Genomic DNA, 12,443 nt, shown 5'->3' on the forward strand with positions numbered 1-12,443 from the left:
AAAAGGATCCAATGATGGATCCTTTTTTGAATTAGATTCGTTTATCACAAGCATCACGAAAATACGTAAAACAATTACAAATAAGCCAATACCGATAACTACAATTAGAATTAAAAACAAGCCATAGGAAACACTATGAAAAAAGCCGCTCTCCTTTCTCTATCTCTTTTAACTCTAACCGCTTGCAGCCAAGGAATCACGGACATGAAAGACAGAACTTCATCACCTTGTGGAGACAAACCAAACTGCGTTTCAACTCAAGATGACCGTGAACAGCATGCATTGGCCTCGTTTGAGTTATCAGATTCAGCAAAATTAGATGCCATTGAGCAGGTTGCGCAGACCTTACCGGGCGCAAAAACAGCCAGTAAAACGGAAGACTACCTACGTGTTGAATGCACCTCGCGTATCATGCGCTTTGTCGATGACTTAGAGCTTAAGATCACTGATGGCAAACTGATCGTGCGTTCAGAGTCTCGCACTGGCCATTCTGACTTTGGCGTAAACCGAAAACGTGCTGAACAACTTCGTGCTAGCTTGAAAAGCGAAGGCTTAATCAAATAGATAAAAGAATACACAGATAAATCGTCTGTATTCGGATGAGAAGTGCTTCTGGGCAGTCGCTCGACACTTCTCTTCCATGTTACAATTTCGCTCTACTGTTTAAATATTTTTTATTAAGAGACTACACATGAAAATCGGCATCATTGGCGCAATGGAGCAAGAAGTTGCGATCCTAAAAGCAGCAATTTCAGACATTACTGAAGTTAATAAAGGCGGTTGTACCTTTTTCTCTGGTCAGCTAAATGGTGTTGACGTTGTTTTGCTTCAATCAGGCATTGGTAAAGTAGCAGCCGCTGTTGGTACTTCAATCCTGCTAAGTGAATACCAACCAGGTGTCGTTCTAAACACTGGCTCTGCTGGCGGTTTTGATTCAACACTGAACCTTGGCGATGTGGTTATCTCTACTGAAGTTCGTCACCACGATGCTGACGTTACAGCTTTCGGTTACGAAATTGGTCAAATGGCAGGTCAACCAGCAGCGTTCAAAGCTGACGACAAACTGATGGCTGTTGCTGAACAAGCTCTAGCACAAATGGAAGATAAGCACGCCGTTCGCGGTCTTATCTGTACTGGCGACGCATTTGTTTGCACAGCAGAACGTCAAGCGTTCATCCGCAAGCACTTCCCATCAGTGGTTGCTGTAGAGATGGAAGCATCGGCTATCGCTCAAGCTTGTCACCAATTCCAAGTACCATTCGTGGTTGTTCGTGCAATCTCTGACGTTGCAGACAAAGAATCACCAATGAGCTTCGAAGAGTTCCTGCCACTAGCAGCACAAAGCTCTTCTGAGATGGTTATCAAGATGGTTGCCCTACTAAAGTAAGCGACTAGACATGCAAACACTGTTTGATCAGGTATTTGCAAATGGCGTGCTCCTTGTAATGTGGGGAGCACTGCTTTTTCATTTAATTTTACCTATCCCCCATGCCGCACATCCCACGACCTTATGGCATAAGTTTGCTGAACTTTTAGCAACCAAGGTTAATAACAATCAAAATTATTCCCAAAGCTTAATCTCAGGCACTTTAGCTTGGGGGTTAATGGTCTTGCCGACTCTGGTTATTCTATTGGCACTGCAGCCACTGGTTTGGCAATCACAACTGTTTGAATTAGCGCTGTTGTTACTCGCTATTGATTGGCGTAACAATGAAAAGTTGGCAAATCAGTTGATCAAAGCACTTGGCCGAGAAGATAAAGCCGCGGCTCGCCAGTTATTGGCTCCGATTGTTAACCGTCAAACTGAATCACTGTCATCACTTGGACTTGGCAAAGCCGCGGCTGAAACTATCATCATGGGTTACGCTCGTAATGTGGTTTGTGTTTTATTCTGGTACGCCATTGGTGGTGGAATCGCCGCGTTAATGTATCGCCTGATTGTTGAGTTAGCGCGTGCATGGTCACCAAGTCGAAAGCGATTTTCTCCATTTGGATCAACGGCAATCAAGATTGTCGCTATCCTAGAATTCATACCAATGCGCTTGTTTGCCTTGATGATTGTATGTGGCGATAAAGCGTCTCACACATTCAAGATGATGCTCGTTCAGAGTCGCTCTTGGCCATTGCCCGGCCCTGCATGGTTGATTACAGCTGTCGGCAACAAGCTTGAGCTGTCACTGGGCGGTCCTGCGATTTACGACAACACCAAAGCTATTCGAGCAAAATTAGGCGGCAGAGTCGCCCCTTCAGCGCTGCACTTGTCTCAAGTTCAAAAACTGCTGTTTGGTCGCATCGCTATCTGGATATTTTTACAAAGCCTAATCTTACTATTTGTTCACCAAGGGATTTAGAGTGAAACCATCAGCACTTGTTACAAGCCTTACTATTTTGTTTTCCAGCTTATGGCTGCCTTTGTCATTTGCAGAAGAAACACTACTGACTTCAGAAAAAGTTCAACCAGCTCAACGTGTGGTTAGCCTTGCTCCTCATGCCACTGAACTCGCATACAGCGCTGGTTTAGGTGATAAGCTTGTTGCGGTGAGTGAGCGAAGTGATTATCCACTACAAGCTGACAAACTAGAGAAAGTGGCGAATTACCAAGGCATCAAGGTTGAGAAGATCATCGCCCTGCAACCGGATCTCATTCTCGCATGGCCAGCTGGAAACCCGCCCAGAGAACTCGCGAAACTGGAGCAATTTGGTTTTAATATTTATTACTCAAAAACCAAGAGCCTAGATAACATCGCGACCAATATTGAGCAACTTAGCCAATTCGCAAGCGATCCAAGTATTGGCGAAAATAACGCTCAACAATACAGAGAGCAGCTCAACGCGTTGAGACTAAAATATAAAGATGCCGGACCCGTAGACTACTTTTATCAGCTCAGTGAGAAGCCGATCATCACTGTTGCTCAAGGGCACTGGCCAAGTGAGGTGTTTGAGTTTTGTGGCGGCCACAATATTTTCGAAGACAGTGCTTCTCCTTATCCTCAAGTTGGTATTGAGCAAGTTGTATTAAGGAAACCGCAAGTGATCTTCACTTCTCAGCATGCAATTGAGAATGGAACCATGTGGCAAACTTGGGAGGACGAGATCCCAGCAGTCGCTCAAAATCAAATTTGGTCACTCAACTCTGACTGGATTAATCGCCCGACGACGAGAACTTTGAAAGCGATCCAACAAGTATGCGATTTCTTCGATAGAGCTAGGCAAAATCACTAACTATTTGCTGCGTTTTTTCGTACAATTCGCCACCGACCTGTCCCTACAATTTCAACCATAAGAGCACCAGTATCATGGACTCCATGCTGCTTTATATTATCGATTTATTTGGCACTGCCATTTTTGCTGTCTCAGGCGTATTTGTCGCTGGCCGTCTTAAGATGGATCCCTTTGGTGTCGCCGTTTTAGGTAGCGTAACCGCGATTGGCGGCGGTACAATTCGTGACATGGCATTGGGTGCAACTCCCGTATTTTGGATCACCGATACCACCTACCTTTGGGTCATCATCACCACCTGCTTGCTGACCATGATTATAGTAAGACGTCCCAAGCGTCTGGCCTGGTGGATCCTGCCAGTATGTGATGCGATAGGCTTAGCTGTATTTGTTGGCATTGGTGTTGAGAAAGCACTGATTTATCAAGATTCTGCATTGGTTGCTATTATCATGGGTGTTATCACAGGCTGTGGCGGCGGTATTATCCGTGACGTGCTTGCACGCGAAGTGCCAATGATTCTAAGAAGTGAAGTCTATGCGACCGCTTGTATCATTGGTGGTACTTTCCATACCATGGCGCTCAACATGGGACACGACTCAGAAACCGCCTTTTTGGCCGGCGTGTTCACGACACTATTGATTAGGCTTGGCGCTATTCGTTGGCACTTATCACTGCCAACCTTTGCTATCAAATAAGCTATCGTTACAAAGTGAAAGGCTCCGCAAAGGAGTCTTTTTTAATCCAGCTCGCTCTGCAATCCATTCGAATGCTCTCGTGACACTTTGCGTTCACAATTTAAAATACCTAACTGAGTTCAAACCTTTAGTTTCAAATCTAGAGAATGAATGTTGTTTGAGGTAAGTTGAAACAATCATTCCCAACTTTCATGAATATCACTCAATGTTACTCGAAGGAATCGAAACTCTATTGGTGCTGAGTAAAGCAAAAACCATGAGCCGCACAGGCAGTTTGCTTTATATCAGCCAATCAGCGGTCAGCAAACGGATTGCGAATTTAGAAAAGAAGCTAGGTAAAAAGCTCATCGAGCCGAGTGGCCGACAGATAAAACTGACGCCGGATGCGATTGCATTAATCGAGAGCATAGGCCCTACATTCAATGAACTTAGAGGGCTTATCTACGAGCAACAAGAGTTGGAAGACACCACCCTTATTACCTTAGATAGCTCTAAATCTTTGATCGCAGGTTATCTAGGTGAAATGATGGGGAAATTTATCCAGCAAGATAAATACATCACCATCACCACTAACCATACACCAAGAATTATCGAGCGAGTGCAGTCTGGTAAGGCGACCTTGGGGTTGTGTGCCGGCTTACTGCCGCCGCATCATGGATTGATGACCTTCCATCTATTTGATGAGCCGTTTTACATAGTGAGTAAGTCGCCGCTAACGGAGCTTCCTCCATTGGTGATTACCAACGATATGACCAACCCTGCCAACTCTTATCAGCTCTCAGTGTTAGAAAAGTTTGGTATTAAACCCTTGATGGAGATGGATGCCTATACCGCAGCAGCCCAGCTAGCGCTAGGAGGAACGGGGCCGGCTTTGATCCCGCTTTCTATCGTAAAAACACTCAACATTAAGCCTCAATACCTGTTTAGCTTTCCCGAATTGCAAGGATTGATTAGACCGATTCATATCTGTGTGAGACCAAATAGCTATCAGTCCCCACGAGTTAAAATACTGATAGAATCCATTGTTGATGCTGTTCCCAAAGCAGTTTAGACGCCATTAACATCGACATCACGATCACAAGAGGGCGAATCCATTTCTGCCCTTTTGTTACCACTACTTTAGCGCCAAGTTGAGCGCCCATAAAACCACCAACTGCCATCACTAATCCTAATTCCCAAATTGGCAAGCCAGCTAAAATAAAGAAGAACAATGCGGCTATATTCGATGTGAAGTTAAGTATCTTGGTGCGTGCCGTTGCATCCACTAAAGAGAAGTGACCGATAGCGACAAAACATACCGTGAAAATTGAACCTGTTCCTGGGCCAAAAAAGCCATCGTAGAAGCCAACTCCGCCACCAATACACAAAGCAAACATCGCCTCAGAGATCTTCTGCTTTCCTTCAGACGCTCTAGTTTGGGGTGCTAACAGGAAATAGAGAGAGATAGCGATAAGCAGCAGCGGTATCACGCTAGTCAGTAAACTCGCATCAATGTGCTGGACTAACTCGGCACCAATTGCAGAGCCAATAAAAGTACAAAAGATCGCGAGGCGCATCTCTTTAATACTAACGATGCCGTTGCGCACGAAATACCAACTGGCAGAAAAACTACCAAATGAGCTTTGAAGTTTATTGGTTGCCAGTGCTTGCGTTGGTGGCACTCCGGCCGCTAGCAATGCAGGTAGAGTCAACAATCCACCGCCGCCAGCCATTGCATCAATAAAGCCTGCCGCCGTTGCAACAACAAACAAGATAGCCAATATTTCTAGAGTGATTTCCATATACCCAACGCCTTAAATTCTCGTATAGCGACAAGTTACCACTCACGGCAGATGAGCAATAACGAAACACAAGATTGTAACCTATTCCAAATATTCATCATTTAGCCATCACCAGATTTTCACCAGATAACAGACATAAAAAAGCCCACTCCGAAGAGTGGGCTTTGAGCATTTATATCCGCTTAACAGCGATACGCGTTAGTCTATTAAGCTAGAGAAGCTTTAACTTGTGCGTGTAGCTCTTGAACTGAAGTTACTGACGTTTTTGCGTCTGCAGTGTGCGCCATACAAGTCGCGAATGCAGCGTTTAGCGTAGTCGTGTAGTTCACTTTCTCAGCCAACGCGCCACGACGAAGAACTTTAGAATCTTCAATCGCTTGACGGCCAGCTGCAGTGTTCACGATGTACGTGTACTCGTTGTTCTTGATACGGTCAAGAATGTGAGGACGACCTTCGTGTACCTTGTTTACTAGACGTGGGTTGATACCCGCTTCGCCAAGGATAACAGCTGTACCGTGAGTTGCGTCTAGCTGGTAACCAAGCTTAGATAGCTTAGATGCTAGGTCAACAACACGCTCTTTGTCGCCTTCGCGAACAGAAAGCAATGCACGACCGCCTTCAGGGTAGATGTGACCACAACCCAATTCAGCTTTAGAGTATGCTTCAGCAAACGTTGCACCAACACCCATAACTTCACCAGTAGAGCGCATTTCTGGGCCTAATAGTGGGTCAACACCAGGGAATTTGTTGAACGGAAGAACAACTTCTTTCACTGAGTAGTATGGTGGGATGATTTCTTTCGTAAAGCCTTGAGACTCTAACGATTGACCTGCCATCACACGAGCTGCAATCTTAGCGACTGCTGCGCCTGTTGCTTTCGATACGAACGGCACTGTACGTGCTGCACGAGGGTTAACCTCGATTAGGTACACTTGGTTGTTCTTAACAGCAAACTGCGTATTCATCAGACCACGAACACCCAACTCGAACGCTAGCTTTTCAACTTGCTCACGCATTACGTCTTGGATTTCTTGGCTTAACGTGTAAGCCGGAAGAGAACATGCTGAGTCACCTGAGTGAACACCCGCTTGCTCGATATGCTCCATGATACCCGCAATAACAACGCGCTCACCGTCACAAATCGCATCAACGTCCACTTCAACAGCATCATCTAGGAAGCTATCAAGTAGTACTGGAGATTCGTTTGAAACGCTAACTGCTTCGTTGAAGTAGCGGCGTAAGTCTTGCTCATCGTATACGATTTCCATCGCTCGACCACCAAGAACATAAGAAGGACGAACAACCAATGGGAAGCCGATTTCGCGAGATTTCTCTACCGCTTGCTCCATTGTTGTTACTGTCGCGTTTTCTGGCTGAAGTAAGCCTAGACGGTCTACAGCAACTTGGAAACGCTCACGGTCTTCTGCACGGTCGATTGCGTCAGGGCTAGTACCGATGATTGGTACGCCAGCAGCTTCAAGAGCACGTGCCAGTTTAAGTGGTGTTTGACCACCGTACTGAACGATAACGCCTTTTGGCTTCTCAACGCGAGCGATTGCTAGTACGTCTTCCAGAGTTACTGGTTCGAAGTACAGACGGTCAGACGTATCGTAGTCTGTAGAAACTGTCTCAGGGTTACAGTTAACCATGATAGTTTCGTAGCCATCTTCACGTAACGCTAGTGATGCGTGTACACAACAGTAGTCAAATTCGATACCTTGGCCGATACGGTTTGGACCGCCGCCTAGAATCATGATTTTTTCTTTGTCTGTTGGGTTTGCTTCACACTCGTCATCGTAAGATGAGTACATGTAAGCCGTGTCTGAAGAGAACTCAGCTGCACACGTATCTACACGCTTGTATACCGGGTGGATATCGTATTGGTCACGTAGACGACGGATTTCGCTTTCTGCTACACCTAGAATCTTAGATAGGCGCGCATCAGCAAAACCTTTACGCTTAAGCTTGTTTAGCTCGTCTTTATTTAGACCAGCAAAGCCTTTCGCTTTAAGTTCTTGCTCTAGCTTAACGATGTCTTCGATTTGAACTAGGAACCAACGGTCGATTTGCGTTAGGTTGAATACACCGTCTACCGACATACCAGCACGGAATGCGTCAGCGATGTACCAAATACGCTCTGCGCCAGCTTCTTTAAGTTCGTGACGGATAGTCGTTAGAGCATCTGGTGCGTCTAGGTCTACCATTTCGTCAAAACCAGTCGCACCAACTTCTAGGCCGCGAAGTGCTTTTTGTAGAGATTCTTGTTGGTTACGGCCGATAGCCATAACTTCACCAACAGACTTCATTTGCGTCGTTAGACGGTCGTTAGCACCTGCAAATTTCTCGAAGTTAAAACGAGGAATCTTAGTTACTACGTAGTCGATTGTTGGTTCGAATGATGCTGGCGTTGCGCCGCCAGTGATGTCATTCATTAGCTCGTCTAGCGTGAAGCCAACAGCCAGTTTCGCTGCAATCTTAGCGATTGGGAAACCTGTTGCTTTAGAAGCTAGTGCAGAAGAGCGAGATACACGTGGGTTCATCTCGATGATAACCATACGGCCATCTTTCGGGTTGATACCAAACTGTACGTTTGAACCACCTGTTTCAACACCAATCTCACGCAGTACTGCTAGAGATGCGTTACGCATTAGTTGGTATTCTTTATCTGTCAGCGTTTGAGCTGGAGCCACAGTGATTGAGTCACCTGTGTGAATACCCATTGGGTCGAAGTTTTCAATCGCACATACGATGATGCAGTTGTCGTTTTTGTCACGAACCACTTCCATCTCGTACTCTTTCCAACCGATAAGTGATTCATCGATAAGAAGTTCATTAGTTGGAGATAGATCCAAACCACGACGACAGATTTCTTCAAATTCTTCTTTGTTGTAAGCGATACCGCCACCAGTACCACCCATCGTGAACGATGGACGAATGATACAAGGGAAGCCAACCATGTCTAAAACTTTGTAAGCTTCTTCCATCGTTTTCGCTGTATCAGCAGTTGGACACTCAAGGCCAATTGCTTTCATTGCTTTATCGAAGCGTGAACGGTCTTCTGCTTTATCGATAGCGTTAGCCGTTGCACCAATCATTTCAACACCGAACTCTTCAAGAACGCCGTGCTTTTCTAGGTCTAGCGCACAGTTCAATGCAGTTTGGCCACCCATAGTAGGTAGAACTGCATCAGGCTTCTCTTTAGCGATGATGTTACGCACAACTTCCCATTGAATAGGCTCGATGTAAGTTGCATCTGCCATGTCTGGGTCAGTCATGATTGTCGCTGGGTTCGAGTTTACAAGAATAACTCGGTAACCTTCTTCGCGAAGCGCTTTACAAGCTTGAGCACCAGAGTAATCGAACTCACATGCTTGGCCGATAACGATCGGGCCAGCACCTAGAATAAGAATACTTTTAATGTCAGTACGTTTTGGCATTGTCTACTACTCCGAATTACGCTGTGTGCTGTTTGATTAGTTCAATAAAGTGGTCGAATAACGGCGCTGCGTCTTCTGGACCTGGGCTCGCTTCAGGGTGACCTTGGAAGCTGAATGCTGGTTTGTCTGTACGGTGAATACCTTGTAGAGAACCATCAAATAGTGATTTGTGCGTTGCACGTAGTGTCACTGGAAGGGTTTCTTCGTCAGCAGCAAAGCCGTGGTTTTGCGAAGTAATCATCACAACATCACGATCTAAATCTTTAACCGGGTGGTTTGCACCGTGGTGACCAAACTTCATCTTCACTGTCTTAGCGCCTGACGCAAGAGCAAGAATCTGGTGACCTAGACAGATACCGAAGATTGGTAAGCCTTTTTCTAGGAACACTTTTGTCGCTTCAATTGCGTAAGTACATGGTTCTGGGTCACCAGGGCCATTTGAAAGGAAAACACCGTCTGGGTTCAGAGCAAGTACTTCTTCAGCTGAAGTCTCAGCAGGAACAACCGTTAGGCGGCAGCCGCGGTCAACAAGCATTCGTAGGATGTTTCGTTTTGCACCGAAGTCATAAGCAACAACGTGGTATGGCAATTCTGAGTCTGCTTTCGCTTCAGGAAGTCCACCCGTAAGCGTCCACGAACCTTGTTTCCATTGATACGCTTCTTTTGTTGTAACTTCTTTCGCAAGGTCCATACCTTTCAGGCCAGGGAATTCTTTTGCTTTAGCTAGAGCCAAAGCTTCGTCTAAATTTCCATCATTTACTGAAGAGCCAGCTACGATACAACCGTTCTGTGCGCCTTTTTCACGAAGAATACGCGTCAGCTTACGAGTATCGATATCAGCGATACCAACAACGTTTTGCGACTTAAGGTAATCAGAAAGGGATTGTTCATTACGGAAGTTAGAAGCGATTAGAGGGAGATCGCGAATCACAAGGCCTTGAGCGTGGATTGAAGAAGATTCTTCGTCTTCGGAATTGGTTCCGGTATTGCCAATGTGAGGGTAAGTAAGAGTAACGATTTGCTGAGAATAGGAAGGATCAGTGAGGATTTCTTGGTACCCCGTCATCGAGGTATTAAAAACGACTTCACCAACTGCAGAACCTACAGCGCCAATGGCTTCACCGTGAAATACTGTCCCATCTTCTAGGACGAGTAGTGCTGACTTCTTCAAGACAACCTCCAGAAATAAAAATGCATTAAAATTGATTTAATTTGCAAATCTACCTTCCTGCAACACCAAAAACTGCGTGTTTATGGAAATTAGACAAATTGGCGGTATTTTAGTGTTCTGCGTGATACGTGTCAACATTTAACGCAAAAGAAATTAAACATTTGTAAGAACTAATTCAATTTTCCCCATCAAAGCTTCAAAAGTTCAACTTTCATACTCTATTAATAGGAATATTACGATTTTCTAATTTTCACCCCTCATTTTAGCCAACCATAGAGTGATAAAAATATCAGCAACAAAACGCAATCGATAAATACCAAGAGAAAACATGACAATTTAAAGATCTAAAACAAAAAACACACTAAAGACCACATAAACAGCACAAAAATAGAGGAAAAATGACGATAAGAAGAAAGTAGAAGGAAGATCGTAGAAGGGAGATTACTAAGGAAAAGGTACCAAATAAAGAAAGCGCCGGCAATTGCCAGCGCATAAATATCTATTTACAGGTCATTCAAACCAAGCACATCCGTCATGGTATAAAAGCCTGCTGGTTTATCATTTAACCAAACCGCGGCCTTGATTGCGCCATTAGCAAAGGTCATTCTATCAGTGGCTTTATGGGTAATTTCCACTCGTTCACCGATATCAGCAAACATAGCGGTGTGTTCACCAATAATGTCACCGGCACGAATCGTCGCGAAACCAATCTCATCTTTAGTACGCTCACCAGTAATACCTTCGCGTGACCATACAGCTACATCGTTCAGCTCGTTGCCCATCGCACCCGCAATAGCTTCGCCCATACCAATCGCAGTACCTGACGGTGCATCGACTTTATGACGGTGATGAGCCTCAACGATCTCGACATCACAATAGTCGCCCATCACTTTAGCGGCCTTCTCTAGCAGCTTAAAGACCAGGTTTACACCAACGCTGTAGTTAGGTGCCATTACGATCGCCATCTCTTTTGAAGCAGCATCAATCACCTGCTTCTCTTCTTCAGAGAAACCCGTCGTACCGATAATCAGTTTTTTACCGTGACGTTTACAAAGTTCAATATTCGCTAATGTGCTAACAGGGGCAGTAAAATCGACAATCACATCAAACTCTTCGATGGCTTTAGACAAATCATCGACTAAAGCAACATCAAAACGACCTTCACCGCATAACTCGCCGACATCTACGCCGACCAAAGATGACTCTGGACGCTCTGAACCAGCTCCAACACTTGCTTCTGAATTATGATGAGCGGCTTTCACCAAGTTGCGACCCATGCGGCCCGCTGCTCCTGCAATTGCAATTCTTACCACTGCGAATATCTCCATTGTTTTGGTTACCGTTGCCACTTATCTCTTGCAGCAACGTTCAATCGACTAATCTCTTTAAACTAACAACAATCTCAAACTCAGGCTAGCAATTACGAAAACTCTTTTATTACTCGCTCTAAAATTGGCACATTTGCCTCTGGGAAGGCGTATTGATTCAATGATTCTAGGCTTACCCATTCACCTTGTTGACCTTCTTTGCCATAAGGTTGTTCCTCAAAGTCAGTCACAAGGATGAAGTCGAACTTAAGCGACTTATCGGTGTAATCAAACTCAAGGTGCTCAAACAGAGACTGTTCTGTCACCTTGATGCCAATCTCCTCATCAAGCTCACGAGTCATCGCTTGTTCAATGGTTTCGCCCACTTCAACCTTGCCACCAGGGAACTCCCAAAAACCGCCCTTGTGTTTGTCGTCCGGACGTTTAGTGATAAATACCTGTGACTTATCTTGGTTAAAGATAATGCCAGCTACAATATGGATTCTTTTCATGTGTTGGTGTTCCTTAATAAAACGCTTAACTCACATAGTCCCTGAATACGTCATCCTCAAGAAGGAGGAACGACTGAGTTGGGGATCTAAAACAATATGAGCCTAACTAAACGAGATTCCCTACTACGCTCGTTCTCGCTATAGGGAATGACGACTTCCTTGCGTAACAAAGTAAGCCATGAAATTTACATACAAAAAGAGCCGCCTAAGCGACTCTTTTTATCAAAACTATATTAAGGCAAAGCTGTATTGGTTGAGAACGAGGAGGCGACGCGGAGTTTACAAGTGTAAATGAGCATCGCCGACGAAGTTATCAGCCAC

11 protein-coding genes are annotated in these 12,443 nt (G+C 45.0%); 6 read left to right on the forward strand and 5 right to left on the reverse strand.

The genetic code is table 11. From position 1 onward, the window contains the following. Positions 1-135 precede the first annotated feature (135 nt). The 6 genes from ACED59_RS09620 to ACED59_RS09645 all read left to right on the forward strand — a co-directional run bounded on the left by ACED59_RS09620 (position 136) and on the right by ACED59_RS09645 (position 4,965). Positions 136-564 carry a DUF1499 domain-containing protein gene (locus ACED59_RS09620; RefSeq protein ID WP_017098320.1) on the forward strand — a complete coding sequence of 143 codons (429 nt, stop codon included), beginning with the start codon at positions 136-138 and terminating at the stop codon, positions 562-564. A 127-nt stretch (positions 565-691) separates the two neighbouring features. Beyond that, positions 692-1,387, forward strand: a complete 696-nt coding sequence (gene mtnN / locus ACED59_RS09625) for a 5'-methylthioadenosine/S-adenosylhomocysteine nucleosidase (RefSeq protein ID WP_017098319.1) — start codon at positions 692-694, stop codon at positions 1,385-1,387. Positions 1,388-1,397: 10 nt separating this feature from the next. Next, a complete protein-coding gene (locus ACED59_RS09630; protein ID WP_017098318.1) occupies positions 1,398-2,351 on the forward strand; it encodes a cobalamin biosynthesis family protein in 954 nt (317 codons plus the stop codon). A gap of 1 nt (position 2,352) precedes the next feature. Then, complete coding sequence (gene btuF, locus ACED59_RS09635; protein WP_017098317.1) at positions 2,353-3,222, forward strand: vitamin B12 ABC transporter substrate-binding protein BtuF; 870 nt, start codon at positions 2,353-2,355, stop codon at positions 3,220-3,222. A gap of 74 nt (positions 3,223-3,296) precedes the next feature. Then, entirely contained in the window at positions 3,297-3,914 is a 618-nt protein-coding gene (locus ACED59_RS09640; protein ID WP_009848396.1) for a TRIC cation channel family protein, read from the forward strand. A 205-nt stretch (positions 3,915-4,119) separates the two neighbouring features. Next, positions 4,120-4,965, forward strand: coding sequence for a LysR family transcriptional regulator (locus ACED59_RS09645; RefSeq protein ID WP_017098316.1), 846 nt, complete (start codon positions 4,120-4,122; stop codon positions 4,963-4,965). Here the strand turns inward: ACED59_RS09645 and ACED59_RS09650 are convergent. The 5 genes from ACED59_RS09650 to mutT all read right to left on the reverse strand — a co-directional run bounded on the left by ACED59_RS09650 (position 4,916) and on the right by mutT (position 12,122). Beyond that, entirely contained in the window at positions 4,916-5,695 is a 780-nt protein-coding gene (locus ACED59_RS09650) for a TSUP family transporter (RefSeq protein WP_017098315.1), read from the reverse strand. The genes ACED59_RS09645 and ACED59_RS09650 overlap by 50 nt on opposite strands. 206 nt (positions 5,696-5,901) lie before the next feature. Further along, positions 5,902-9,132 carry a carbamoyl-phosphate synthase large subunit gene (carB, locus tag ACED59_RS09655; protein ID WP_017098314.1) on the reverse strand — a complete coding sequence of 1,077 codons (3,231 nt, stop codon included), beginning with the start codon at positions 9,130-9,132 and terminating at the stop codon, positions 5,902-5,904. A 16-nt stretch (positions 9,133-9,148) separates the two neighbouring features. After that, positions 9,149-10,303 carry a glutamine-hydrolyzing carbamoyl-phosphate synthase small subunit gene (gene carA / locus ACED59_RS09660; protein ID WP_017098313.1) on the reverse strand — a complete coding sequence of 385 codons (1,155 nt, stop codon included), beginning with the start codon at positions 10,301-10,303 and terminating at the stop codon, positions 9,149-9,151. A 503-nt stretch (positions 10,304-10,806) separates the two neighbouring features. Continuing rightward, complete coding sequence (gene dapB, locus ACED59_RS09665) at positions 10,807-11,631, reverse strand: 4-hydroxy-tetrahydrodipicolinate reductase (protein WP_020628676.1); 825 nt, start codon at positions 11,629-11,631, stop codon at positions 10,807-10,809. 92 nt (positions 11,632-11,723) lie between these two features. Next, complete coding sequence (gene mutT / locus ACED59_RS09670; RefSeq protein WP_017098312.1) at positions 11,724-12,122, reverse strand: 8-oxo-dGTP diphosphatase MutT; 399 nt, start codon at positions 12,120-12,122, stop codon at positions 11,724-11,726. Positions 12,123-12,443: the final 321 nt, after the last annotated feature.

Origin of the sequence: Vibrio sp. FF266, from assembly GCF_041439695.1 — a bacterium.
Classification (GTDB): domain Bacteria; phylum Pseudomonadota; class Gammaproteobacteria; order Enterobacterales; family Vibrionaceae; genus Vibrio; species Vibrio tasmaniensis_A.

What these genes read in the sequence shown, in the direction of transcription:
- ACED59_RS09630 (WP_017098318.1), top strand. Translation starts at nt 1,398, where the DNA reads ATGCAAACACTGTTTGATCAGGTATTTGCAAATGGCGTGCTCCTTGTA.
- mtnN (WP_017098319.1), top strand. Translation starts at nt 692, where the DNA reads ATGAAAATCGGCATCATTGGCGCAATGGAGCAAGAAGTTGCGATCCTA.
- ACED59_RS09645 (WP_017098316.1), top strand. Translation starts at nt 4,120, where the DNA reads ATGTTACTCGAAGGAATCGAAACTCTATTGGTGCTGAGTAAAGCAAAA.
- carB (WP_017098314.1), bottom strand. Translation starts at nt 9,132, where the DNA reads ATGCCAAAACGTACTGACATTAAAAGTATTCTTATTCTAGGTGCTGGC.
- ACED59_RS09620 (WP_017098320.1), top strand. Translation starts at nt 136, where the DNA reads ATGAAAAAAGCCGCTCTCCTTTCTCTATCTCTTTTAACTCTAACCGCT.
- ACED59_RS09650 (WP_017098315.1), bottom strand. Translation starts at nt 5,695, where the DNA reads ATGGAAATCACTCTAGAAATATTGGCTATCTTGTTTGTTGTTGCAACG.
- mutT (WP_017098312.1), bottom strand. Translation starts at nt 12,122, where the DNA reads ATGAAAAGAATCCATATTGTAGCTGGCATTATCTTTAACCAAGATAAG.
- ACED59_RS09640 (WP_009848396.1), top strand. Translation starts at nt 3,297, where the DNA reads ATGGACTCCATGCTGCTTTATATTATCGATTTATTTGGCACTGCCATT.
- dapB (WP_020628676.1), bottom strand. Translation starts at nt 11,631, where the DNA reads ATGGAGATATTCGCAGTGGTAAGAATTGCAATTGCAGGAGCAGCGGGC.